This window comes from Chryseobacterium sp. WLY505, assembly GCF_030846215.1.
Lineage (GTDB): Bacteria > Bacteroidota > Bacteroidia > Flavobacteriales > Weeksellaceae > Chryseobacterium.
In genome coordinates this window covers 175,456-198,435 of the sequence record NZ_JAVCWI010000003.1, presented here as the reverse complement: position 1 = coordinate 198,435, position 22,980 = coordinate 175,456, and the positions used below count along the sequence as shown (strand labels likewise).

Annotated in this window: 26 protein-coding genes; 10 read left to right on the top strand and 16 right to left on the bottom strand. The window is 37.3% G+C overall.

Annotation, left to right across the window (positions count from 1 at the left end):
• Positions 1–33: 33 nt before the first annotated feature.
• The 4 genes from RAH34_RS09365 to RAH34_RS09350 all read right to left on the bottom strand — a co-directional run bounded on the left by RAH34_RS09365 (position 34) and on the right by RAH34_RS09350 (position 3,295).
• Positions 34–900 (bottom strand): NAD kinase, encoded by an 867-nt coding sequence (locus RAH34_RS09365; protein ID WP_114819665.1) that lies wholly within the window; start codon positions 898–900, stop codon positions 34–36.
• A 1-nt stretch (position 901) separates the two neighbouring features.
• Positions 902–1,555 carry a CBS domain-containing protein gene (locus RAH34_RS09360; RefSeq protein ID WP_047426603.1) on the bottom strand — a complete coding sequence of 218 codons (654 nt, stop codon included), beginning with the start codon at positions 1,553–1,555 and terminating at the stop codon, positions 902–904.
• A gap of 187 nt (positions 1,556–1,742) precedes the next feature.
• Positions 1,743–2,273 carry an RNA methyltransferase gene (locus tag RAH34_RS09355; protein WP_114819666.1) on the bottom strand — a complete coding sequence of 177 codons (531 nt, stop codon included), beginning with the start codon at positions 2,271–2,273 and terminating at the stop codon, positions 1,743–1,745.
• A gap of 143 nt (positions 2,274–2,416) precedes the next feature.
• A complete protein-coding gene (locus tag RAH34_RS09350) occupies positions 2,417–3,295 on the bottom strand; it encodes a bestrophin family protein (protein ID WP_114819667.1) in 879 nt (292 codons plus the stop codon).
• Between the two features lie 241 nt (positions 3,296–3,536).
• Between RAH34_RS09350 and RAH34_RS09345 the strand changes: the two genes are divergently transcribed.
• A complete protein-coding gene (locus tag RAH34_RS09345; RefSeq protein WP_306595945.1) occupies positions 3,537–4,409 on the top strand; it encodes a cupin-like domain-containing protein in 873 nt (290 codons plus the stop codon).
• Positions 4,410–4,601: 192 nt separating this feature from the next.
• Here the strand turns inward: RAH34_RS09345 and RAH34_RS09340 are convergent, their stop codons facing one another.
• A complete protein-coding gene (locus RAH34_RS09340) occupies positions 4,602–5,132 on the bottom strand; it encodes a GNAT family N-acetyltransferase (protein WP_306595944.1) in 531 nt (176 codons plus the stop codon).
• 126 nt (positions 5,133–5,258) lie between these two features.
• On the opposite strand from RAH34_RS09340, the gene mutS reads away from it, so the two are divergent.
• Positions 5,259–7,853, top strand: a complete 2,595-nt coding sequence (gene mutS, locus RAH34_RS09335) for a DNA mismatch repair protein MutS (RefSeq protein ID WP_306595943.1) — start codon at positions 5,259–5,261, stop codon at positions 7,851–7,853.
• 32 nt (positions 7,854–7,885) lie between these two features.
• Here mutS and RAH34_RS09330 read toward each other — a convergent pair whose 3' ends face one another.
• From RAH34_RS09330 to RAH34_RS09315, 4 genes are all read right to left on the bottom strand, one after another.
• Complete coding sequence (locus RAH34_RS09330) at positions 7,886–8,041, bottom strand: hypothetical protein (RefSeq protein WP_306595942.1); 156 nt, start codon at positions 8,039–8,041, stop codon at positions 7,886–7,888.
• 28 nt (positions 8,042–8,069) lie between these two features.
• Positions 8,070–8,237 (bottom strand): hypothetical protein, encoded by a 168-nt coding sequence (locus RAH34_RS09325; protein WP_162800870.1) that lies wholly within the window; start codon positions 8,235–8,237, stop codon positions 8,070–8,072.
• 155 nt (positions 8,238–8,392) lie between these two features.
• Positions 8,393–8,551 carry a hypothetical protein gene (locus tag RAH34_RS09320; protein WP_162800871.1) on the bottom strand — a complete coding sequence of 53 codons (159 nt, stop codon included), beginning with the start codon at positions 8,549–8,551 and terminating at the stop codon, positions 8,393–8,395.
• Between the two features lie 118 nt (positions 8,552–8,669).
• On the bottom strand, positions 8,670–9,512 hold the full coding sequence (locus RAH34_RS09315) for a hypothetical protein (protein ID WP_306595941.1): 843 nt from the start codon (positions 9,510–9,512) through the stop codon (positions 8,670–8,672).
• 134 nt (positions 9,513–9,646) lie between these two features.
• On the opposite strand from RAH34_RS09315, the gene RAH34_RS09310 reads away from it, so the two are divergent.
• The 3 genes from RAH34_RS09310 (at position 9,647) to RAH34_RS09300 (ending at position 11,279) form a co-directional block, all read left to right on the top strand.
• Positions 9,647–10,135 carry a TlpA disulfide reductase family protein gene (locus RAH34_RS09310; protein ID WP_306595940.1) on the top strand — a complete coding sequence of 163 codons (489 nt, stop codon included), beginning with the start codon at positions 9,647–9,649 and terminating at the stop codon, positions 10,133–10,135.
• A 10-nt stretch (positions 10,136–10,145) separates the two neighbouring features.
• Positions 10,146–10,802: a thioredoxin family protein gene (locus tag RAH34_RS09305; RefSeq protein WP_306595939.1), complete on the top strand. Its 657-nt coding sequence runs from the start codon at positions 10,146–10,148 to the stop codon at positions 10,800–10,802.
• Positions 10,803–10,877: 75 nt separating this feature from the next.
• Positions 10,878–11,279, top strand: coding sequence for a DUF2809 domain-containing protein (locus RAH34_RS09300; RefSeq protein WP_306595938.1), 402 nt, complete (start codon positions 10,878–10,880; stop codon positions 11,277–11,279).
• A 17-nt stretch (positions 11,280–11,296) separates the two neighbouring features.
• On the opposite strand, the gene RAH34_RS09295 is transcribed toward RAH34_RS09300, so the two are convergent.
• From RAH34_RS09295 to RAH34_RS09275, 5 genes are read right to left on the bottom strand one after another with little or no spacing between them, the layout of a single operon-like run.
• Positions 11,297–12,217: a YARHG domain-containing protein gene (locus tag RAH34_RS09295; RefSeq protein WP_114819676.1), complete on the bottom strand. Its 921-nt coding sequence runs from the start codon at positions 12,215–12,217 to the stop codon at positions 11,297–11,299.
• The gene (locus RAH34_RS09290; RefSeq protein WP_306595937.1) at positions 12,214–12,852 is read right to left on the bottom strand and encodes a DUF2306 domain-containing protein; all 639 of its coding nucleotides are present in this window, start codon (positions 12,850–12,852) and stop codon (positions 12,214–12,216) included. The genes RAH34_RS09295 and RAH34_RS09290 overlap by 4 nt, the downstream gene beginning before the upstream one ends.
• A gap of 5 nt (positions 12,853–12,857) precedes the next feature.
• On the bottom strand, positions 12,858–13,271 hold the full coding sequence (locus RAH34_RS09285; RefSeq protein WP_306595936.1) for a hypothetical protein: 414 nt from the start codon (positions 13,269–13,271) through the stop codon (positions 12,858–12,860).
• 19 nt (positions 13,272–13,290) lie between these two features.
• Complete coding sequence (locus tag RAH34_RS09280) at positions 13,291–14,592, bottom strand: alpha/beta fold hydrolase (protein WP_306595935.1); 1,302 nt, start codon at positions 14,590–14,592, stop codon at positions 13,291–13,293.
• A gap of 31 nt (positions 14,593–14,623) precedes the next feature.
• Entirely contained in the window at positions 14,624–15,826 is a 1,203-nt protein-coding gene (locus RAH34_RS09275) for an NAD(P)/FAD-dependent oxidoreductase (protein WP_306595934.1), read from the bottom strand.
• A gap of 114 nt (positions 15,827–15,940) precedes the next feature.
• Here RAH34_RS09275 and RAH34_RS09270 point away from each other — a divergent pair, with 114 nt between their 5' ends.
• The 5 genes from RAH34_RS09270 (at position 15,941) to RAH34_RS09250 (ending at position 21,094) form a co-directional block, all read left to right on the top strand.
• Entirely contained in the window at positions 15,941–16,435 is a 495-nt protein-coding gene (locus RAH34_RS09270; protein ID WP_114819788.1) for a thioesterase family protein, read from the top strand.
• A 95-nt stretch (positions 16,436–16,530) separates the two neighbouring features.
• Positions 16,531–17,583 (top strand): thiamine-phosphate kinase, encoded by a 1,053-nt coding sequence (gene thiL, locus RAH34_RS09265; RefSeq protein ID WP_114819789.1) that lies wholly within the window; start codon positions 16,531–16,533, stop codon positions 17,581–17,583.
• 293 nt (positions 17,584–17,876) lie between these two features.
• Positions 17,877–18,698: a helix-turn-helix domain-containing protein gene (locus tag RAH34_RS09260; protein ID WP_114819681.1), complete on the top strand. Its 822-nt coding sequence runs from the start codon at positions 17,877–17,879 to the stop codon at positions 18,696–18,698.
• A gap of 168 nt (positions 18,699–18,866) precedes the next feature.
• Positions 18,867–20,087 carry a multidrug effflux MFS transporter gene (locus RAH34_RS09255; protein WP_162800872.1) on the top strand — a complete coding sequence of 407 codons (1,221 nt, stop codon included), beginning with the start codon at positions 18,867–18,869 and terminating at the stop codon, positions 20,085–20,087.
• A gap of 98 nt (positions 20,088–20,185) precedes the next feature.
• On the top strand, positions 20,186–21,094 hold the full coding sequence (locus RAH34_RS09250; RefSeq protein WP_306595933.1) for a DUF6268 family outer membrane beta-barrel protein: 909 nt from the start codon (positions 20,186–20,188) through the stop codon (positions 21,092–21,094).
• 57 nt (positions 21,095–21,151) lie between these two features.
• Here RAH34_RS09250 and RAH34_RS09245 read toward each other — a convergent pair whose 3' ends face one another.
• Positions 21,152–21,886, bottom strand: coding sequence for a LytTR family DNA-binding domain-containing protein (locus RAH34_RS09245; RefSeq protein ID WP_114819684.1), 735 nt, complete (start codon positions 21,884–21,886; stop codon positions 21,152–21,154).
• Complete coding sequence (locus RAH34_RS09240) at positions 21,867–22,937, bottom strand: sensor histidine kinase (RefSeq protein ID WP_306595932.1); 1,071 nt, start codon at positions 22,935–22,937, stop codon at positions 21,867–21,869. Before RAH34_RS09240 ends, RAH34_RS09245 begins: the two co-directional genes overlap by 20 nt.
• Positions 22,938–22,980: the final 43 nt, after the last annotated feature.

Genomic DNA, 22,980 nt, shown 5'->3' with positions numbered 1-22,980 from the left:
TTTCGTGTAAAGGTAATCATTTTTAAGAAATTACTAGTTTCTTTTATCTCTGCCCCAAAGGAGCTTCTGACGGATGGTTTCATAAAAACTCAAACTATTGGGCTGTACCAGAAGAAGCTGGAATTTTGCCTTTTTGATAATGATTTCCTTATCGGTTTCTATGTGTATCAGTCGGGAGTCTAAGGAAAGAGAGTATTGAGGTACACGGCTTTCCACCCGCAGTTTTATTTCTACTTTATCATTCACAACCAACGGCCTCACATTCAGATTGTGAGGAGCGATAGGAGTAATGACAAAATTTTCGTTATTGGGAGAAATGATAGGGCCTCCGCAGCTCAGAGAGTAGGCGGTAGAACCGGTGGGTGTTGAGATGATTACACCGTCACCCCAGAATACATTCAGAAACTCATCATTGATATAAGAATCTACGGTAATCATCGATGTTGTTTCTTTTCGGGAAACGGTAACATCGTTTAATGCATAAGGGAAAGCGCCTTCCAGCTTGGGCGAAACGACCTCAATTACGGAACGGCGGCTTGTTTTTACATCTCCCTTTAAAATGGAATCCAGTTCTTTAAAGGCTTCTTCTTTTGTGAAAAAAGCTAAAAACCCAAGTCTTCCTGTATTCACTCCTACCACCGGAATTTCAAGATCTTCAATAAATGTCAGAGAGTTTACAATAGTTCCGTCTCCACCGAAAGTGAAGAAAAGATCCACTTCTTTATCCAGAAGATCCTGTTTGGAGTTGAAAGTTTCGAATATTTTTGAAAACTGAAGTGCTTCAGCCATTTCATCATACAGAACAGATTTTACACCTCTTGCTTCAAGTTCAGAGATAAACTTGCTTAAATATAAAAAAGTATCAAGATCTTTTTTCTGAGAATATATGGCTGCCTTCATGTTATATTTCTATGAATTTTTGTAAAAAACCATAACGGTCTTTAAACAGATCGGATTTCTCATCAGAATAGTATTTCTCAACAATTCTGTAGTCGTACCGGTCAAATGTAGCATCTATCGAGGCCAGGTTTTCGTTACTGATCTTTATGGTGACCTGCACTACCTCTTCAGACATAAAGCTGATAAACCCTCCGTAAAACTTCGAATTGTTGCTTTCTACAATATTGGTAATTTCCGTCATTGAATATTTTCTGGCCGGAGTTTCTACGGTAAGAATAGCTCCTGTTTCTGAAAATAAAGGATAGCGGGAAAGGTCCTGAAAAACATCTTCACAGGTAATATACCCCAGATATTTTTCATTTTTATTAATCACCGGAATCACATTGGAGCTGAAAGTATAAAAAAGACGGATGCTGTCCATAACGTTGTTGTCCTCCAGAATGGCAAACCGCTCAATCTGGTGTTCCAGGTCCTTCAGTGTTCCTCCATCTTCCTCATACAGAAAGTCCATGGCAATAGCTCCATAGAAGTGATGGGATTTTTTGATGAAAACATGGGAATATCCGAAATCCTCCAATATGTTTCTGGCCGACTCTATGGAGTCAGACAGGCTAAAACATGGAAAGTCTTTTGAGATATAGTCCTTGATAAACATTGTGCTAATTTATAAAAAATTAAACGAAACTTTTTCTGAAAACCCTACTTTTTTTAAGATGAAACAAAAAAAATGCCGTCAAAATTTGTTTGTAAAAAAAAATAAAGTACCTTTGTCGCCTTTCATTTTTACTTTTTATTAGATTTATTTCAAACTGCACTGTCTACTAAGGACATATGCAGTTTTTTTATTTTAATGCTTTTGCAAATTCCCACATCACAATTCCGGCGCACACACTTACATTAAGAGAATGCTTTGTTCCAAGTTGTGGAATTTCTAAAAATACATCAATATTCGGGAGAACCTCATCGCTGATTCCTTCCACTTCGTTTCCTAAAATTAAGGCATATTTTTTTGATCTGTCGATGGTGAAATCCGTAATGAGCTGACTGTCGGTAGTCTGTTCAATCCCGATGATTTCGTATCCTTTGCTTTTCAAATCAGCAATGGCATTATTGGTTTCTGCTTCATGAGACCAGTCTACACTTTCCGTGGCTCCCAATGCCGCTTTATGAATCTCACGGTGGGGTGGCTGCGGGGTGATTCCGCAAAGGATTATTTTTTCAATTAAAAAGGCATCTGCCGTTCTGAAAGCTGCACCTACATTGTGCATACTTCTGATATTATCTAAAATGATGACCAACGGAATTTTTTCAACCTTCTTAAATGTTTCTACATCTATTCTGTTGAGTTCTTCCAGTTTTAGTTTCTGTACCAATTGTATATTATTTGTGAGATTATTTTTTTCTTTTTACTGCCCTTTGCCTTTGCTAAGTATAAGACATTTTCCATTATCTTAATTCAAAAGTAGCAAATAGTTTTTTGGGGTCAAAATATAGACAAAAACATTTAGACAAGGTTTTATTTTCTGTTCATAATCTGGTGCACGTTCTTCTCAATATTCTGAGCTAAAGTCTCCATGGGAATATCATTTTCATCATTATTGAACGGATCCTCAATTTCTTCTGCAATAAGCTCAAGACTCATCAAAACATAATACACAAAAACAGTAAGAGGAATCATGAAAAGACCTATCGTAATCACGTAGGCAATAGGAAGCGCAAAAACATACAGAATAATAAATTTCTTGATGAAAGAAGAGTAGGAGTAAGGAATCGGAGTGTTTTTGATCCTTTCACAGCCTCCGCATACATCCAGAAATCCTGAAAGCTGGGTGTCTAAGTATAACATTTCAACTTCTGAAATTTTTCCTTCTTTTTTTAACTGGTTCAATTTATGGCTTAGCAGAATCACTATTTCGCTAGGCCCATGGTTTTTCAACGAGCTTTCAATTTCAGAATAATCTTCATCCAAAGCCAGCCTTGTAGATTCCTTGGAAAGATGTTTGGCTAAAAAGTGAGGAAAGTATTTTAAATATCTTGCTATCTGTTCAGCATCCTGGCGGTTATCCCCAAGAATCGTATTGATTTTTATGGCAAAGTTTCTGGTATCATTCACCAGTTTCCCCCAAAGTTTTCGCCCTTCCCACCATCTGTCATAGGCCGTATTCGTTCTGAAAACAAGCAAAAGAGAAAGCACAAAACCCAGCAGAGAGTGAATCATACCTACATTACTCACACCTGATTTTGTGGTAAGGTGCAGATACTCAACTTCCAGATACTGAATTCCCCAGGAATATAATCCTACAAGAATCATACTCGGAAAAAGAATTTTTAAAGTATCACTTTTGTGTAAGCTGAAAAGGATTCTAATGAAATGTTTGGTATTGTATACTCTCATAAATTCACTTATTACCACAAATATAAATTTTTCATACGAGCTCTGCTAATTAAGGAAGGAAGTCTGAAGCTGAAGAAGAGCCCTAAGTTTTCCATAAAAATCTTCTTATAGAATGATGTAGAGACGTTTGCAGACAAATATTAACTTCCGGCATCCATCTTCCAGCTTCCATCCCTTTTCACCTTAATTTTCTCAGGTTTCAAAAAAACACTATTTTTAGTTCGCATTAAATACAAAATACATGATCCTCGAAAACGTAGATATTGTAAATGATATCAGTAAAGAAGATTTTCAGAAAAATTATTTTAAAAAGCAGAAACCTCTTTTGATAAAGAATTTTGCCAGCCGATGGGACGCTTTTGATAAATGGAATCTTGCCTATATCAAAGAAAAAGCAGGAGATCAGGAAGTTCCGTTGTATGATAACAAACCGGCCGATGCTGCAAAAAGTTCTGATGCTCCGGTCACCCGGATGAAAATGAAGGACTATATTGACACCATCAAAAGCAAACCTTCAGATCTGCGAATCTTTTTTTATATCATTACAGACAGGCTTCCCGAGCTGCTGAAAAATTTTACCTATCCTGATCTCGGAATAAAGTTCTTTAAAAGACTGCCGACTTTATTTTTCGGAGGAAGTGAGGCACATGTTTTAATGCATTACGATGTGGATCTGGGTGATTTTATGCATATCCATTTTGAAGGAAAGAAAAGGATTTTATTGTTTGATCAGAAGCAGTCTCCGTTTTTATATAAAGTGCCTTTGTCTGTTCACACGGTTTATGAAGTCGATTATGAAAATCCGGATTATGAAAAATTTCCGGCACTGAAATACGCCAGGGGATATGAAATTTTCATGGAACATGGTGATGCTCTGTTTATTCCGGGAGCTTTCTGGCACTTCAACAGATATCTGGAACCCGGTTTTTCTCTTTCACTAAGAGCCCTTCCCAATAAACCCAATGTCTTTGCCAGTATGCTATATCATGTCTTTATTATGAGGTACACGGACAAACTGATGCGAAAACTTTTCAAAGCCAAATGGGTGAATTATAAGCAGAAATGGGCTTACAGGAAAAGTACCGAGGCTTTGGAAAAACACCTTTCTGAATGATAAGAATTAGAGTTTAGATCATTTTAACGCATTGAACGCAAGTTTAAAGCTTATCTGTATTATAAAGTTTCGCAAAGACGTTTCACTCAGCGAGGAAAATACTTCAATTGCTAAATGAAATGCCTTTGCGAACGAAAATAAAAAGAATCAATATCAATTTTCTTTGCTTCTTAGCGTTAGATTTAGATCAATTTATTTATTAATAAGTCCGAAAATCGTTGCATCAACGAATTTTCCTTTTTCAAAAAAATAATCTTTCAACGTTCCTTCTTTGCTGAAATTTAAAGAAGTCAAGAGTCTTTCGGAAGAAATATTGGATGGATCAATGAACGCATCTACACGGTGAAGCCTCATCGTTTCAAATCCATAGGTCAGAATCGGAAGAATAGCTTCTTTCATATAGGATTGCTGCCAGAATTTGGGATTGAGTTCATAGCCAACTTCTGCCCTGAAGTGCTCCCTGTACCAGTTGTGATAGCCGCAGGTGCCAATAACTTTTCCGGTGGATTTCAGTTCCAGAGCCCATCTGAAACCTTTGCCTTTTTCAAATTCACTATTGAAGTGCTGGATAATACGACGGGAATCTTCTTCGGTTTTGAAGGTATCCAGGTCATAATATTCCATCACTTCATCCAGAGAAAAGTATTCAAAAAGGTCCTGGGTATCATTAAAAGTAAGCTGGCGCAAAATAAGCCTTTCAGTCTCTAAGACAGGAAATTCCATAAATAATGTGATTTGATGGTTGAAAAGTACGATTAATTAGTGACAAAGAAAAGCCGGGAAGATTAACCCCTAAACAATTCTCTTACCCTGAATTTATTTTTTTAAATTTGGGGCTCATTTTTTACTATGGCAAAAGCAGCGAAGAAAGAAACCCCGTTAATGACGCAGTACAATACCATCAAGGCGAAATACCCTGATGCGCTATTATTATTCAGGGTTGGGGATTTTTATGAAACTTTTGGGCAGGATGCTGTCAGAACTTCTCAGATTCTGGGTATTGTGCTTACCAAAAGAGCCAATGGTGAGGGGCATATAGAACTTGCAGGATTTCCACATCATTCTGTAGATTCTTATCTTCCAAAACTGGTAAGAGCCGGAATGAGGGTTGCGATCTGTGATCAGCTGGAAGATCCGAAAATGGTGAAGGGAATTGTTAAACGTGGTGTCACTGAATTGGTTACGCCTGGGGTTACCTTCAATGATCAGGTTCTGAATTCCAAAAAGAATAACTTCCTTCTTTCATTGCATAAAGAAAAAGAGAAGTATGGAATTGCCTTAGTGGACATCTCCACGGGAGAGTTTCTGGTAAGTGAAGGAAACCTGGAAAAGCTTTTGCATATCATCAATACCTTTGATCCGAGTGAGATTATTTTCCAGAGAAGCACGCAGATTCCGGAGCAGATCAAAAATAAGAATGCCTTTAAGCTTGAAGACTGGGCTTTCCAATATAATTTTGCCTACGAAAAATTAACAAATCATTTCAAAACCAATTCATTAAAAGGATTTGGAATAGAAAATTTACCGTTGGCGATTACAGCGGCAGGAGCTATTTTTGCTTATCTGGTAGAAGATACGCATCATAATCTGCTTGCCCATATTACGAAACTGCAGATTATTCCGCAGGAAGACTATCTGATGATGGATAATTTTACCCTGAGAAACCTGGAAATTGTTTATCCAAGCAATCCACAGGGGAAATCACTGTTGGATATCATTGATAAAACGTCTACTCCGATGGGAGGAAGGCTTTTGAGAAGGAGAATTATTCTTCCTTTAAAATCGGTGGATGAGATCATGAGAAGACTTTCTCTGATTGATTTCTTAAACGAAAATGATGCGCTGAAATATGAAATCTGCCAGCTTCTGAAATCCATTTCTGATCTTGACCGACTGATGGGAAAACTGGCTGCAGAGAAAATTTCACCTAAAGAACTGGGATATTTGCGTCAGAGTTTAATTAATATTCATAAAATCAAGGCTTTATTGCATCCACATGCAGATGTGCTGGCATGGTTAGAGCCTTTATTTGATCTGGAAGAATTGATTAAATTTTTGCAAAATCATCTTAATGAAGAACTTCCGGTAAGTCTTGCGAAAGGGAATATCATTAAAGAAGGAGTTTCTGAAGAACTGGACAGACTGAGAAATCTTCAAAGCAAAGGACGTGGATTCTTAGATGAAATGTGCCAGAGGGAGATTGAAAGAACAGGAATTACCAGCCTTAAAATTGACTTTAACAACGTTTTCGGATATTATATTGAAGTCCGAAATACGCATAAAGATAAAGTTCCGGATGACTGGGTAAGAAAGCAAACCTTAGTAAACGCAGAAAGATACATTACCGAAGAGCTGAAGGAATACGAAAACCAAATTCTTGGTGCCGAAGAAAAAATAGGCGTTCTGGAAACGTCACTGTACAGAAATGTATGTGCAGAAACAATGGTTTATATTGATCAGATTCAAGGGAATTCCAATATCATTGCCCAACTTGATGTGGCTGCGGGATTGTCCGAACTGGCTGTTTCTGAGAGTTATACAAAGCCTGTTTTGAATGACGGCTATGCGATTGATTTAAAAGAAGCCAGACATCCGATCATTGAAAATGCTCTTCCACTGGGAGAAAAATATATCCCGAATGATATCTTCCTGGATAAAGATTCTCAGCAGATTATCATGGTAACAGGACCCAACATGGCCGGTAAATCGGCAATTCTGCGTCAGACAGCTATTGTATGTCTTTTGGCTCAGATCGGAAGTTTTGTACCTGCGAAACATGCTGAAATCGGATTGCTGGATAAGATTTTTACAAGGGTAGGAGCTACCGATAATATTTCTGCAGGCGAATCTACTTTCATGGTAGAAATGAATGAAGCTGCTAATATTCTGAATAATATTTCAGAACGAAGTCTGATTCTGTTAGATGAAATCGGCCGTGGAACTTCCACTTATGACGGGGTTTCTATTGCATGGGCTATTGCAGAATATCTTCATCAGCATCCTACGCAGGCAAAGACCTTATTTGCAACGCATTATCATGAGCTGAATGAGATGACTGTCAATTTCGAAAGGGTGAAGAATTTCCACGTTTCCATCCAGGAAAACAAAGGGAATATTATTTTCCTGAGAAAACTGGTTCCGGGAGGAAGTGAGCACAGTTTCGGTATTCATGTGGCAAAACTGGCCGGGATGCCTGCCAAAGTGGTCAATAGAGCGAATGAGATTCTTAAAACCCTTGAAGCAAGCAGAACGCAGGGAAGCGGAAGTACTTCTGACAGTATTAAAAGAGTGACAGAAGAAAATATGCAGCTTTCTTTCTTCCAGCTTGACGATCCTGTTCTGGAGAATATCCGTGAAGAACTGACGAAAATAGATATCAATACCTTGACCCCTATTGAAGCTTTAATGAAGCTGAATGCGATAAAAAAAATGATTGGAGGTTAATCCAATCATTTTTTTGTTATTATAAAGGAAGACTAGCAGCAATAGCCGTCCTTACCTCGTGGGCCTATGATGAGGAAATGGCTTACTCCTCTCAGTTTGCATAAACCCTCTGCGCAAGCTGCTCCACCATTAATTTCTTTTAATTCAATTTTGGTGAGTTTTCTTTTCAGGATGACTGAATTTTTCATATTCCGTTATTTGGAAATTACAACTCAGTTAGCAGCAGAATCCATCCTGCATTCCCGGAACACCGTATCGTTCTTCTCCTGTTTGAGGATCTGTACAGCTTATTACTCTTGGGCAGACAGGTCTGTTGGCACCACCGCTGATCTCTTTCAGCTCAGTTTTGTTCAATTTTCTTTTTTGATTTTTTAAATTTTTCATAATAATTTTAATTTGGTAAAAGCTAATTTACAAGTTATTTTAATAGCTACAAAATATTGTGATTCAAATTGTTAACTTTTTGTAAAAGATTTCTCCTTCACAAAAAAAGATTGAGGCTAGGCCTCAATCTTTAGTATCTAACAAAGCTTTTGCTATTAACAGCAGTATCCGTTTCTTCCTACAGGTCCGATTACATATTCACCGTCCCCTCTGTCGCAAAGTCCTTCGGGGCATACAACAGGTCCGTTGCCTCCGTTAATTTCTTTCAGTTCGCTTTTTGTTAATTTTCTTTTCTGAGCGTTTGATTTTTTCATGGTATTTTAGTTTTGATTCCTTCAAATATATAAAAACAATTCATATAATTCTATTGCTTGTGAAAAATTAACACATTGGCTTATGAAAAGAAAAGGAGCGCTTTAAGCGCTCCCTATATTATAAATGATTGTATTCGTAAGTATTTAACTCACTATTCGTTATCCCTGTTCCGGTCTTGTTATAATACGTTTTAACATTCTTCGTAGGATATCCGCTGTTGTTATATTCGTAAGTGGATTTAAAAATCCCCCATTCACCACTTCCGGCTCCATTGTTATAATTCAGAACATTGTTATAACTTACGATATTGTGTGTTGAGCCATTTTCATCTTCACTATCAATAATTTTTAAAAACCCTGTGATATTTTTAAACGGAAGATTTTTAGTATCATATACAATAGGCTGTAAAGCACCTGTTGCACTGTGAAACCCTCCTGTATTATTGGGTACTGATGCGGTTTCTGTCCAGCTGCTAAGCGACCCGTCGGCATTTAATGTAGCATTTTTAGTACCTGTTCTTACAGGAGATCCTGTAAAGCTTGCTGTATAGGTGATTTTTACAGCATTGCTTGCGGTATATGCATAATTGGTTTCTACGGTAGAAACAGTTCCGCTCAAAAGGTAAGTCTCGCTATATATTTTTTTACTCAATCTGCTGTTTCCGTCATAAGAATATGTTGTTTTGTAACTTGTGCTTGAACCCGTCGTTACCTGTTGGGAAATCAGATCTCCTGAATAGCTGAAAAGGGTAACTTCACCAGTGCTGGTGTTTTTGATCTGGGAGATTTTTGAGCCATTGTAAGTATAGGTTGAGGTTTCTCCGTCAGCAACCATTTTTGTTACTAAAACCGGGCTGTCTTCATTATTATTTCCGTTGTTGTTGGATGAGGTGGTGTCATCATTACTGCTTGAGCAGGATGCCAAAAAGAAAACTGGCAGTAGTAAATAAGCTTTTTTCATGGTTTTGATTTAAGCCATAAAAATATTAAAAAAATGAATCAGCGGCCAAAAAAATGTTTATTTATAAAATATTTACAGAATTTGTGAATTTTATTTTTGTATATTGTTAAATTATAGTTATTTATGTTTTAATAATGAAAAATATAATAAAAATATTAACTCTGTTTTTCTTTTGCACAGTTCTCAAAGCCCAGCAGACGGAAGTTTCTGTCCTTAAGTATGAAGATCTGGAGAAGAGAATTCAGCGGGAAGAAGACAAACTGCTTGTTGTGAACTTCTGGTCTACAACCTGTGGTCCATGTGTGAAAGAGCTTCCTCATTTTATGGATGTTAATGCAGAATATGCAGATAATAAGAAATTTAAAATGATCCTGATTTCATTAGACAGGTTGGCTGATAAAGAAAGAGTTTTGAAATTCATTAAAAATAAAAATCTTACCGCTGAAGTACTTATGCTGGATGATATCAAAAGAATGAATACCTGGATTCCAAGATTTGAAAAAGACTGGGATGGAAATATTCCAGTAACGTTGTTCTATAAAAACGGATCAAAAATCCACTTTAATGATGGTGAAATGAGCAAAGAAGACCTGGAAAAAACAATTAAAGAAAACCTGCAATAAATAATTAATTATGAAAAACCTGAAAATTGTAATGACCGCATTCATCGTTGGGCTGGGATTACTAAGCTTTACAGCGAAAGATCATGATAAAAATATAAGTAAGAAAGAGAGCGTTTCATCTGTAAAAGGCTATGAAGTAGGGGACGAAGCTACCGATTTTAAGCTTAAAAATATTGACGGGAAAATGGTTTCGTTAAGTGATTTTAAAAGCGCAAAGGGATTCATTGTCGTATTCACCTGCAATCATTGCCCGTACGCAAAGAAATATGAAGACAGGATTATTGAGCTGGACAAAAAGTATAAAGCTCAGGGATATCCGGTCATTGCCATCAATCCTAATGATCCCAATGTACAGCCGGAAGACGGTTATCAGCAGATGATTGAGAGAGCAAAGCAGAAAGGATTCACTTTCCCTTATCTGGTAGACGAAGGGCAGAAAATTTATCCGCAGTACGGAGCAACAAAAACACCGCATATTTTTGTTCTGAAAAAAGAAGACGGAAAGAACATTGTAAAATACATAGGTGCAATCGACAATAATTATGATAACCCGAATGATGTATCGGAATATTATGTTCAGGATGCGGTAAATGCTCTGATCAAAGGAGAACCGGTAAAAATGACCAAAACGGTAGCCATCGGATGTACAATCAAAGTAAAGAAATAATATATTTGTCTTTATAAAATGATAAGATCGGTATTCTTAGAATGCCGATTTTTTATGCCTAAACTCAAATTTGAAATGAAATTCCAATTCAGCCTGAAGTATTTGCTTCTCACCGTAATTATTTTTCTTACAGAAGTATTGATTGCTACCAAATTCAGTGATATTTTCTTTGTGAGAGCTTATTTAGGAGATGTTATTGTGGTCATGCTTCTTTATACTTTCGTCAAAAGTTTTGTAAAAGTAAATGATCAGAAGCTGATTCTGGGAATTCTTATTTTTTCATTGATGGTAGAATTTGCCCAGTATTTCAATATCGCAGAAAAACTAGGCTTCCGCCCTGGAAGCCTGATGTATATTGTTATTGGAAATTCTTTCTCCTGGATTGATAACCTTTGTTATGCGGTAGGCTGTCTGCTGCTTTATATTTTCGTAAAGATGACAAACAATGATGGGCTAACCTCAACTCCTAATGCCTAATCCCTGCAACCTGACACCTATCTTCCAAAACTGTCATATTTATCTTCAGCATATTTGGTAAAACGGTTCAGTAAGGCCACATTTTCTTTTTCCATAGGTGATAATTCATTGTCTACATTGCTGGATACAGGAATATACCAGTCTGTTTGCTCAAAGAAATTTCTGTAGGTTTCTTTTTTAAAGGAATAACCATGTCTTGCAAATACAGAGTTTTTGATGATCTCAAGATCCAGTTTTCTTAAGTTTTTGAGATCTTTTTCTGTCAGTTTTTGCTTCGATGCATTCAGTTTGAAAATCGCTTCTGAAGCGATGCGATTTTTAGAGGTTTTATAGCTTTCTGTTTTTCCGGTTTCTTCATCGGTATATTTTTCAGTAAACTCTTTAGGGTTTGACCAGTCTACCAGATCAGAATCCTTATCCAGCATAAAATTCGGGTTATAAACAAACTCTTTTTTGGTCAGTTTAAGTGTTTTTGAAGGAGCTTTAACGCTTGTTTTATCAAAAGCATTCCATTTTCCGGTTAAGCTGTCACCTTTTAATTTTACTTCAAATCTTCCGTCTGTTTTGTCATTGCCCGGTTCATCAAGCACAAAAGACGTTGTAGCCTCATTGAAAATACCTCTGAACGGGCGCTGATTACCATTCACGATACTTTGTCCGTACACGCTGTCTTTGGTAATTCTGTTGATCTTTAAAGAAATTCTTTTGTAGTTATCAACATCATATTCTGAGCCGTCTGTTGGGTCAACTACCTTTTCCATTCCTGCAAATTCACCGGTATAAATTCCGTAATATTCTTTGTGAACTTCAGGGATTACCACAGAGTCCTTTTTTGCGGTCAGAGAATCTTTTCCCGATTCAGTAGTCTTTCCCTCTTTTTTGCAGCTTAACAGAGAAACTGTAAGAAGGGAAATAAGTGTGTAATTTAGAATTTTCATATAAGTTTTTTTGTGATTAAATATTCAATAATAAGGAGGTTGGGAATCCAGCCCAGCCATGCAATGATCTGATAGATATCCATAGGATTGGGATGAAATAAATATACAATAATTACCTTCCACATTCTCAGGGTAATAGCAGATAAAGTAAATGCAAAACTCCGCCACATCCACTGCTTATGTTCTTTAAACCTTTTCTGTCTGGCCAGCTGATAGGCTTTCAACGTTGAAAACCACCATAAAAAGCCTAAAATAACAAAAGAAATCTTTGAAAAAAGACCTCCATTGGCAAAAATACCCATATAAATACCCGAAGGCGCGGCAAAAATTAGAATGAGAAAAATATACACTTTTCCCATATTCCTGTGGAAATTATTGACGCCAAAATTCTTTCTGAGTAGCGCCAGAAAACCTGAAAAAAGCACAAAAATGCTCGTATAAACATGGGTATAGAAAAACGGAAGATATTCCTGTCTTTCTGTTACTTCCGTCTGTTTGATCATCAGAAAACTGACCTCAGGATTAAAAGGAATGTATTCTAAAGTGATTTTCAGCATGAGCCAAAAGAAATAAATAAATCCTATAATAAGAAGGATTTTAAAAAAAGAAGAAATATTTCTTTTGGCTGACAGCATTCTGATTATTCAAAATTAATAATGAAAGGAAGATTAAACCAAATCATTACGGTATTCCCCTTATATTCTCCGGGTTTCCATTGAATTTTCATAGATTTCATCACTCTTTCTACTTCATGATTAAGGGATTCATTGTCTCCGGTTACGATAATCGTGTCAATATAACCTTTAGCATTGACAGAAAATTTTGCTTGTGAACGTGTTCTTCCTTTGGCACCTTTTATTCGGTTTGTATTTATTTTTTGAGATACCTCCCGCATAAATGCTGAAAGCCCACCGGGATATTCCGCCTGCTTACTTTGTTCAGGAATAAACTTATCTCTGGAATGATCTTCTGTGGGAGATGTTTTGGTTTCCTGCGTTTGCGAGAAGGCAAGCCCAAATCCCAGGCATAAAATGAATGCTACTATTTTTTTCATGATTTATGTTGTATTCTGGTTATTTATTTTCAAAGAAATCAATCACTAGCTCATTAAATAATTCCGGTTTTTCTTCAGGAACATAATGATTGGCATTAGGGATAATAGCTAATTGTCCTTTTGGAATAGATTCTGCGATTTTTACCGTATGTTCTGTTTTTATAAGATCATTATCACCAGCAATGATCAATGATGGGCACTGAATTTTATTCAGGTCTTCGTACTTCCATTGAGGATACTTCAGATCCAGATTCAAAAGATCAATAAAGATATCATTTTTGTGGTCTTTATTCTCTTTAGTAAGGCTTACAAGCATTTCTTTCATAGATTTTAAATCAAGATCTTTCACTCCTTCCGGAAAAATATTGGCTCCTGAACAGGCAATTTTGTCTACCATTTCGGGGTATTTCATGGCCATAGACAGTGCGAGAATTCCTCCGTCACTCCAGCCAATAATTTTTGTTTTTTTGATGTTAAGCTTCTCTAAAAACTGCTTAATATCCTCTGTCTGAATATCAAAAGTAAGCTCTTTCGTTTTGTCATAAGTAGATCTCCCACGTTCACGGCAATCGACAATAATCACTTTATATTTTTCAGCAAAGGTGTCTTTTTGATTCATAAAGGCACTGATGGACTGGCCATTGCCATGAAGCATAAGAACCGGCTCGCCTTCTCCATAGGTTTCATAATATAATTTGATGCCGTTAACATCCATAAATTTTCCTTCGGGCATTGTTCCTATAATGCCACGACCTTTGATCAACAAAGACTTGCTGCCACTGAATGGCTGGTAATCCGAAGTTTCAATGGTAAAATGTTTTACGTGCTTTATGCTCTGAGAATGGATTCCTTCAAACCAACCCTTTGAAGAGGCAATCTCTTTTTCAAACCCTGAGTTTTCCAGTGGAACTTCACTCCACTTTTTTGACTTCCCATCATTGACTTCCAACTTAAAATCGTCAAAATAAAAATCCCCGTTGTTTTGTGCAAAAGCTCCGATATTCATGGTCTTTGCAGATGGATTGATGGTTCCTTTTATTTCGTAGGTTTTCCACTCATGGGTTACCTGGATTCCATAATATTGATTTTCAAAGAAACTGGTAGACTCATCTTTATTATTTATTCTGCACCATAGCCCACAATTGGAACCGTTATCCTCATTATCTTTTCTGATTTTTGCCGTTATACGGAAGTTCCAATTCTGTTTATGCTCTATATTGACAGCTTGCGTGAATGATGTCCAGTCAGAGACAATTGTTTTTTCCTGGCTGTATCCTAAAAAGAACCAGAGTAAAAGAAAGAAACCGAAATTTTTTTTCATGGATTTAGTTTTTATTAAAAGTAATCATTTTTTATAAGCTGTTGAGATCCTGTGCAATCAGCCATCCTTCACTCCAGCATGCCTGGAAATTGAATCCTCCGGTCACGGCGTCAATATTCAGGACTTCTCCGGCAATATAGAAATTAGGGAGTAACTTGGAAGACATGTTTTTAAAGTTAATTTCCTTTAAATCAACACCTCCGGCCGTTACAAACTCATCTTTGAATGTCGATTTTCCGGTTACCTGAAACTTTTTCCGGCAAAGATTTTCCAATATTTTCTGGATCTCTTTTCCGGAAATATTGGCCACCTGTTTATGAAGATCAACCTTTGAATTCTCCAAAATTTTCTGCCAGAATCTGTTGGTAATATCGAAGATCTTTGATTGTCCGATGGTCTTTTTAGGGTTGCTTTGCTTGAAATTCTGGAACATTTCTTCCGCTTCATCTATTTCTATAGAAACGAAATTCACTTCAATTTCAAAGTTATATTTAAGCTTTGCCAGGCTTATTGCTTCCCATGCAGAAATTTTCAGAACAGCAGGCCCGGAAAGTCCCCAGTGCGTAATAAGCAATGGCCCTCTTTCTTCTGTTTTCAGTTTTGGAATTGAAATTCCGGCATTTTCAAAGCTTGTTCCCGGAAGGTCTTTCAGCAATTCATCTTTAATATTGAAGGTGAAAAGGGAAGGAACAAGATCCACAATCTTATGACCCAGATTTTCTACAATTTTCAATGATTTTGGAGAACTTCCGGTCGTATAAACGATATAATCGGCTTCAAAATCTCCGGAATTGGTCTTTACAATATATTTTTCGTCCTGTTTTTCAATCTCTTTAACCGTACATTTTGTCTGAACTTTGACGTTTTTCTTTTGAGTTTCATTCAGAAAAGTATTGATGATGGTCTGGGAAGAATTGCTTTCAGGAAAAGTTCTGTTATCATTTTCAATTTTTAAAGGAACGTTTCGTTGATCGAACCATTCCATCGTATCACCAGGCTGAAATTTAGTAAAAACACTTAGTAATTCCTTGTTTCCACGGGGATAAAACTGAACCAGTTCTCTGGGGTCAAAGCATGCGTGAGTGACATTGCAGCGTCCGCCTCCGGAAATTTTAACCTTCTGAAGGACATCTGAGTTCTGTTCTAAAATCGTAATTGTATATTTCTTTTCGTCAAGATTAGATGCGCAGAAAAAGCCTGCAGCACCACCTCCGATAATAATGATCTGTTTCATGTATGGGTAATCCTATGCGGAAGATTATTTTTTCAAAAGTACAATTTTTATAAACCATCTTATTTGAGTATTTTTGAAGATTATAATTTTAATTATATCAAAAACGATTTTCATATGATTTTCTACCATAAATTTGAAGTAAGATGGAGCGATCTTGATGCCAATAAGCACCTGGCCAATTCATCGTATGTACAGTATTGTGCACAGGCCAGAATGGCTTTTATGACTAAAGAGAAAATGGGGGTTACCCAGCTGAGCAGATGGGGAATCGGCCCGGTGATCCTGCATGAAAGATATTCTTTCTTCAAAGAAATCTATGCAGATCAGATTGTCATCGTAAGTGTAGAAATAGACGGATGTGCAGAAGATTCTTCCATCTACCGTTTCGTACACAAGTTCTATACTCCGGACGGGATGCACTGTGCTACGGCAGAAGCTACAGGCGTATGGATTGATATGATGCTTAGAAAAATGACCACACCACCGGATGACGTAGTGGAAGCAATGAATAAGTATAAAACCGCGGACACTGTTGTATTATCGAAAGAAGACTTCAAAAAGTTTCCTTTCCACCCACACAATATTGACCCGGCAGAGATTAATATATAAATGATGAATGATAATTGAGCAATGATACATGATGAAAATCTGTATTCTTGATCATCAACTATCATTTATCAATGATCATTGATAAAAAGAAATTTATGTTTGAAGATAAATCACAGGAGCTGACGCCCATTTCGAAATTAGGAGAATTCGGTCTTATTAAACATTTGACAGAGCATTTTCCACTATCCAATGAATCTTCTGAGCTTGGAGTAGGAGATGATGCGGCAGTGATTAATCCTGACAACAAAAAAGTAGTTCTTACAACAGATGTATTGGCGGAAGGTGTACACTTTAATTTAGGGTATGTTCCTTTAAAACATTTAGGCTATAAAGCGGTGGTGGTAAACCTGAGCGATATTGCGGCCATGAATGCTACGCCTACACAGATATTGGTTTCCCTTGCGGTGTCTAACCGTTTTCCTGTGGAAGCTTTGGAAGAAATCTATTCCGGAATTCAGGCAGCATGTGGAAGATACAAGGTTGACCTTATCGGAGGAGATACAACAAGTTCCAATTCCGGATTGGTGATGAGCATTACCGCTGTAGGAATTGAAAATGAAGAAAACATCGTAAAAAGAAGCGGAGCAAAACCAAATGATCTTCTTGTTGTAACAGGAGATTTAGGTGGAGCCTATATGGGATTACAGATTCTGGAAAGAGAACATGCCGTTTATCTTGCTAACCCAAATATGCAGCCGGAAATGGAAGGCTATGACTATATCCTTGAAAGGCAGCTGAAGCCTGAAGCAAGAACAGACGTTAAAAAGATCCTGGAAGAACTGGATATTAAGCCAACTTCTATGATTGATATTTCAGACGGTCTGGCTTCCGAAATCCTTCACCTTTCAGATCAATCCAACGTAGGATTCAGATTGTATGAGGAAAAAGTGCCTTTGGATAATCTTACCATCTCTACAGCAGATGAAATGAACTTAAATCCGGTGATGACAGCATTAAGCGGTGGTGAAGATTATGAATTGTTATTCACGATCTCATCGGGAGACTTTGATAAAATTAAAAATCACCCTGACTTTACCATTATCGGGCATGCCGTGGAGAAAGAAGAAGGAAACTTTATGGTAGCAAGAGGATCTAACCAGCTGGTAGCCCTTACCGCTCAGGGATGGGATGCTTTTTTAAGCCAATAAAATGTATACTTTTACAGTACTACCATGTTTAGTAATTATAACGTTTGTAATAGTTACTTTATATAAACACTACATAAAAAAACGAAATCAGAACTTGAAAGAGTCTTTCGTTTTTGTCTTATTTTTTGTGAGCATCTGGAGCTTAATTTATTATTTTGTTTTCAGCTGAACGAAAGGTAGGCTGGAAAAGCATATCAATAAAATTGAAAAATTATATTTAATTTTAAATATTGTAAGAAAACCGTAGTATTTTTTGCTGCGGTTTTCGCTTTCTCTGATCAAATACGTTAGCAATGAATTCATCTGAAAAAGAAATTCCCGTTCACCATCTGACCTCTGAAGAATTTCAGATGAGTACGCTGAGCGCGGCAGGTCCTGAGAATTTTCATGATGTTCACCGGCATAATTTTTTTGAAATTATCTGGTTCAGGGAGGTGTACGAAAACAGCCGTTTAGAACTGGACTTTGAAAGCTATCAGCTTCAGAACAATCAGATCTGCATTATTGCACCCGGGCAGGCATTCAATATGAAACTGGAAGGAGAGGAAGGATATGCCATGGCGATAAGCAGAGAAATTTTCAACGAAGTATGTGATATAGAATCAGTACTTAACGGAGGTGAACTTCCCTTTTTTTTAAATCCAAACAATGAAAAAACCTGCAGTACACTTATATCCCTTATGGAGCAGGAGTATACAACAACATCAAGAACAGCGCTTTTAAAGGCTTATCTGAAAGCATTCTGTATCATCATCGGAGAACAGATCATTCCTCAGGAGCCCTTATTGAATGACCGTCAGCGTATTCAGGAACTGGTGGGACTTATTGAGCAGCATTATATTGTGCATAAAGAGACCGATTTCTATGCAGACCAACTCAAAATAAGCAGCCACCATCTTAATGATATCGTACGTTTTTTGAGAGGGACCACTGTAAAAAAGATGATTTCCCAGCGTCTGATTCTTGAAGCTAAAAGAGAGCTTAGTTTCGGAGCGCTTACGGTGAAGGAAATTGCTTTTAAACTCGGTTTTAACGATGCTTCATATTTTTCAAGGTTTTTCAAGAAACATACGGGGCTAAATCCCGACAATTTTAAGAATAATGAAAAAGGGTAATCTTCAATATATACTCTAATATTAGGCTTAAATTGATGTTTTTTATTTGTTTTTATATTTTGATCTTCATTTTGTCCTATATTTCCTTCAGTTCTTTTATTGAAAAACAATACTTTTTACAGCAATTTTGCGGCTGAAAAAATCGCCTGCGAAGGCTTATCGTTATTTATGAAGAAGAATTTAAGTATTGTAGTGTTTATTCTGGCGCTGCTCAACACGCTGGAGTCGTTAAGTATAGATCTTTATCTTCCTGCTTTCCCAAGTATGGCGAAGATTTTTAATACTGATATCGGGCATATTCAGGTATCCATTTCTGTGTTTTTTGCCGGATTTGCTTTCGGACAGCTCCTATGGGGCCCTTTATCAGACAAAAAAGGAAGGAAACCCATGTTGTACTGCGGACTTTTGCTTTTTATTATCGGAGCTACAGCCATCTATTTTACCTCGGATATTTATGTATTATGGGCGATGCGTTTTCTGCAGGCATTCGGGGGAAGTGCCGGAATTGTTATCGGAAGGGCAATTATTATTGATCTCTATGATAAACATAAAGCCGTTACCATATTTTCACAGCAGTCGCAGATCAGTGGGATTGCACCCATTGTAGCCCCGTTACTGGGCAGTGTATTCCTTAAATTCTGGGGATGGAACAGTTCTTTTGCCTTTTTATGCATCATGGGCCTTATTACATTCTTCATGGTCTACAAATATGTGCCGGAAACCAATACCAGAATTACCCTTTCCGATGATGAAAAACTCGATGAAAAAGGATTAAAAGAACAGCTGAAAATGATCATTACCAACAGAGATTTTATCAACAGCACCATGGTGGGAAGTATCGCATTTGCTTCTTTGATTATTTACATCTCCAATGCACCGTTTTTATTCATGGAGATTCATGGGTTTTCGAGCAGTACCTTTAGTTTTATTTTTGCTTTCAACTCATTGGCATTAATAACTGCTGCTTATATTACGCCTAGGCTGATCAAAAGAATAAGCAATTCCACTCTTTTATTTGCTGCTACTATTGTGTTGTTGGTGGTATGTACACTTCATATTCTGATTGCAGCAGAAAACCTTTCTGTAGCCCTGGAAATTGCAATGTTGTACCTGTCATTGCTGGCTATTGGTATTTTGTTTCCCATCACGTCTGCTCATGCCTTATCGCCATTTAAAGAAGGAAGAGGAACGGCAGCAGCGCTACTAGGTTTTATGCAGCTGATGGTTACCTTTTTAATGTCAGCATTGCTGGGCTTTTTAGAAGCAGATTCCATCATTCCAATGGTGGTAACGCGTTCTGCCATGGCATTGATTGCGGTGTGGTTCGGGTATCGTATTTTTAAGACTCAAAAAGTGACTGCGGCATTGGTTGCCCAACCTGGAAATTAATCCTCGCATTTGATCCTGTTGTCATACAATCCGGACACTTAATCAAGTAATTTTTGTGAAAAATAGTCAAAGGGTTCTCTTTGCATAAAATTTAAAATATGAAAAGAACCCTTTCGACAGCTTTATGCTGTATATTGCCATTAGGATACTGGGTAAATGCACAGTCCGGGCTCTCTGCAGAGCTTAAAACCGAATACATTCCTGCATCCAATTACATCCGTCCGGAAGATAGTACAAAGACCAATTCTAAAAGTGATTTTAAAAGAGTCGATCTGAATCTAAGTATTCCGTTATCCGTAAAAAAAGATACTGATGGGAAAGTAAGAGCGTGGTCTATGCTGCTGAGCGGATCGTATGCAAAGATGAATCACAAAAATTATGAAACAGCATTATTTCCGGATCATATGCTGAACGCACAGGTCGGAATACAGCATATGAGGCCTTTAGGTAAAAAGTGGAGTATGATGATGACGGCATCCGTAGGAGTGTATACCGATCTTGAGAAAATAGATTTCGATGACGTACTGGGGCAGGGTGGAATTTTATTTATCAGACATTTTAATCCTAATCTTTCGTTAGGAGCCGGGCCGGTGCTTACTACAGCTTTTGGTGTCCCAATGATTTTACCATGGATTTATTTCGACTGGAAAACAAACGGAAAGATTAAATTCAAGCTTAATTTCCCGGAAGGAATGGAAGCCGGATATCTTTTCTCGGATAAATTTGCTTTAAAAGCTGTTGTAGAACTGAACGGTATGACTGCCGAAAGAAATATAAACGGAAAGTCGATGTTGCTAGGATATCAGCAGATCACTGCAGGGCTCAGGCCGGAACTAAAAATCAATGACCGGCTTACTTTACGTCTTACAGGAGGAACTGCCATCCTGAGGAGCTTCAGCGAAAATGACCGCAAAATCAGCAGTATTTTCAGAGACAAAAAGATAGCAGACCCCAGATTTTCAAGCACATTTTACGCAGCAGTATCATTACGCTGGAATCTCCCATAAAAAAATGCCGGAAGCATGGAGTTATTAAATTCCCTGCTTCCGGCTCATTTCTTCCAGCTATTTGCTGATTAGTTTCTTATACACCACCTGATTAAGCAATTCTTCCTTTCTAGTACGGGATATCGGGAGCTCAATTTTATTAATGAAAAGCCGTCCTCCGGAAATCATATCAATATGGGTAATATTGATGAGGTAGGACTTATGAATCCTGAAAAAATGATCTGAAGGAAGTGACTCCTCAATGGCCTTCATGGTCTGATGAATAATCAGTGATTTATCTTTAAAATGAAGCTTGGTGTAATTCTGCATACTTTCAATGTAGAGGATGTCTACCCACGAAATTTTAATAAACGTGTCAGACTGTCTTACATAGAGAAAAGGATCATCCAGAGTGGTATTATTTTTTAATTTCTCACTGATGATAAACTGCTGCTGTGCCTTGTTGACAGCCTGATAAAAACGATTGAATGCAATGGGTTTTAATAGGTAATCTACCACCTGCAGACGAAATCCTTCCAGAGCATATTCGGAATACGCCGTGGTAAGAATACACAGAGGAGGGTTTTCCAGCTGTTCCAAAAACTCCAGACCTGTAAGATAAGGCATGTTGATATCCAAAAACAGAAGGTCTATTTCTTTCTCCTTCACTATCGTATCTGCTTCCAAAGCTGTTGCGCAGGTACTTTCAACTGATAAGAAATCAATCTGATCTGCCAGCTCTTTAAGATGGAATCTTGCCAGAGGTTCGTCATCGATAATAAGGCATTTCATTTTAGGAATTATATTGCTCATGGTGTTCGGATAGCATAAGTGTTAAAGTTATTTTAAAAATATTGTGATCCGTTTCAATTTTCAGATCGTGGGAATCCGGATATTGTAATTTTAAACGTTTTTTTACATTTTGAAGACCAATTCCACCCGTTTCGTCCTTCTTTTTATAGGTAACCCTATCGGAATAGGAATTTTCAACATAAAAATAGAGCCTGTTGTCTTTTTCCAGACATGATATTTTTACATATCCATTATGACCGGGAAGTCTGCATACATATTTAAAAGCATTTTCTATAAAAGGAACGAGAAGTAATGGGGCAATAAAAGCTTTTTTATTATCAATTTCCCAACTGGCTTTTACGTCCAGTTCATTTCCCCATCTCAGTTTCTCTACTTCAACCAGGTTTTGAAGGTATTCTACATCTTTATCCAAAGAAACCATGGTTTGATTACAGTGATATAGCTGGTACCGGAGAATATCCGAAAATTTCATCAGTAAAAAATCCGCCAGCTGTGTATCTGTTTTCATCAGGATATGAATATGATTCAGAATATTAAATACCACATGGGGATTGATCTGATCCTGTAAAAGTTTGAGCTGGTTTTCCAGATGAGCCTGCTGCAGCAGAATATGATCGCGCTCTATTCTTCCGTGTTCATTGTAAAATTTGATACCACACGCTGCGCCGTTAATCAGAAATGAGGCTGGGAGAGACATATAAAAACCCTTCCATAAAAAAGGCAAATGATCTCTGAAGTTGTCCGGAAGCTGATCTTTGGGCTCCACTTCAAGATACGTGAATATAACGGAAAAAACCATACTGAGCATGAAAATAACCATGACCAGCTGTACCAGAAACAGTTTCATTTTCTTTTCCCGGAGAGCTTTCGGCAAAAGCTTATTGGTTAAAAAATGAGTAAATGTAAACGAAAATGCTGCAATGATAGCAGCCTGGGTCATCGCAAGATAGGTTTCTGTTGTACTCTGGAAATTAAACCACAATACAATCGCCAGTACAAGCCAGAAAATAAAAGTAAATATGTATTCTTTTAAAATAAAAGATTTTGTCATGGAATTGGAAATAGGTTGATAAAAAAATTAGAAACTGCAGGGA

What these genes read in the sequence shown, in the direction of transcription:
- RAH34_RS09365 (WP_114819665.1), bottom strand. Translation starts at nt 900, where the DNA reads ATGAAGGCAGCCATATATTCTCAGAAAAAAGATCTTGATACTTTTTTA.
- RAH34_RS09360 (WP_047426603.1), bottom strand. Translation starts at nt 1,555, where the DNA reads ATGTTTATCAAGGACTATATCTCAAAAGACTTTCCATGTTTTAGCCTG.
- RAH34_RS09350 (WP_114819667.1), bottom strand. Translation starts at nt 3,295, where the DNA reads ATGAGAGTATACAATACCAAACATTTCATTAGAATCCTTTTCAGCTTA.
- RAH34_RS09345 (WP_306595945.1), top strand. Translation starts at nt 3,537, where the DNA reads ATGATCCTCGAAAACGTAGATATTGTAAATGATATCAGTAAAGAAGAT.
- RAH34_RS09340 (WP_306595944.1), bottom strand. Translation starts at nt 5,132, where the DNA reads ATGGAATTTCCTGTCTTAGAGACTGAAAGGCTTATTTTGCGCCAGCTT.
- mutS (WP_306595943.1), top strand. Translation starts at nt 5,259, where the DNA reads ATGGCAAAAGCAGCGAAGAAAGAAACCCCGTTAATGACGCAGTACAAT.
- RAH34_RS09330 (WP_306595942.1), bottom strand. Translation starts at nt 8,041, where the DNA reads ATGAAAAATTCAGTCATCCTGAAAAGAAAACTCACCAAAATTGAATTA.
- RAH34_RS09325 (WP_162800870.1), bottom strand. Translation starts at nt 8,237, where the DNA reads ATGAAAAATTTAAAAAATCAAAAAAGAAAATTGAACAAAACTGAGCTG.
- RAH34_RS09320 (WP_162800871.1), bottom strand. Translation starts at nt 8,551, where the DNA reads ATGAAAAAATCAAACGCTCAGAAAAGAAAATTAACAAAAAGCGAACTG.
- RAH34_RS09315 (WP_306595941.1), bottom strand. Translation starts at nt 9,512, where the DNA reads ATGAAAAAAGCTTATTTACTACTGCCAGTTTTCTTTTTGGCATCCTGC.
- RAH34_RS09310 (WP_306595940.1), top strand. Translation starts at nt 9,647, where the DNA reads ATGAAAAATATAATAAAAATATTAACTCTGTTTTTCTTTTGCACAGTT.
- RAH34_RS09305 (WP_306595939.1), top strand. Translation starts at nt 10,146, where the DNA reads ATGAAAAACCTGAAAATTGTAATGACCGCATTCATCGTTGGGCTGGGA.
- RAH34_RS09300 (WP_306595938.1), top strand. Translation starts at nt 10,878, where the DNA reads ATGAAATTCCAATTCAGCCTGAAGTATTTGCTTCTCACCGTAATTATT.
- RAH34_RS09295 (WP_114819676.1), bottom strand. Translation starts at nt 12,217, where the DNA reads ATGAAAATTCTAAATTACACACTTATTTCCCTTCTTACAGTTTCTCTG.
- RAH34_RS09290 (WP_306595937.1), bottom strand. Translation starts at nt 12,852, where the DNA reads ATGCTGTCAGCCAAAAGAAATATTTCTTCTTTTTTTAAAATCCTTCTT.
- RAH34_RS09285 (WP_306595936.1), bottom strand. Translation starts at nt 13,271, where the DNA reads ATGAAAAAAATAGTAGCATTCATTTTATGCCTGGGATTTGGGCTTGCC.
- RAH34_RS09280 (WP_306595935.1), bottom strand. Translation starts at nt 14,592, where the DNA reads ATGAAAAAAAATTTCGGTTTCTTTCTTTTACTCTGGTTCTTTTTAGGA.
- RAH34_RS09275 (WP_306595934.1), bottom strand. Translation starts at nt 15,826, where the DNA reads ATGAAACAGATCATTATTATCGGAGGTGGTGCTGCAGGCTTTTTCTGC.
- RAH34_RS09270 (WP_114819788.1), top strand. Translation starts at nt 15,941, where the DNA reads ATGATTTTCTACCATAAATTTGAAGTAAGATGGAGCGATCTTGATGCC.
- thiL (WP_114819789.1), top strand. Translation starts at nt 16,531, where the DNA reads ATGTTTGAAGATAAATCACAGGAGCTGACGCCCATTTCGAAATTAGGA.
- RAH34_RS09260 (WP_114819681.1), top strand. Translation starts at nt 17,877, where the DNA reads ATGAATTCATCTGAAAAAGAAATTCCCGTTCACCATCTGACCTCTGAA.
- RAH34_RS09255 (WP_162800872.1), top strand. Translation starts at nt 18,867, where the DNA reads ATGAAGAAGAATTTAAGTATTGTAGTGTTTATTCTGGCGCTGCTCAAC.
- RAH34_RS09250 (WP_306595933.1), top strand. Translation starts at nt 20,186, where the DNA reads ATGAAAAGAACCCTTTCGACAGCTTTATGCTGTATATTGCCATTAGGA.
- RAH34_RS09245 (WP_114819684.1), bottom strand. Translation starts at nt 21,886, where the DNA reads ATGAGCAATATAATTCCTAAAATGAAATGCCTTATTATCGATGACGAA.
- RAH34_RS09240 (WP_306595932.1), bottom strand. Translation starts at nt 22,937, where the DNA reads ATGACAAAATCTTTTATTTTAAAAGAATACATATTTACTTTTATTTTC.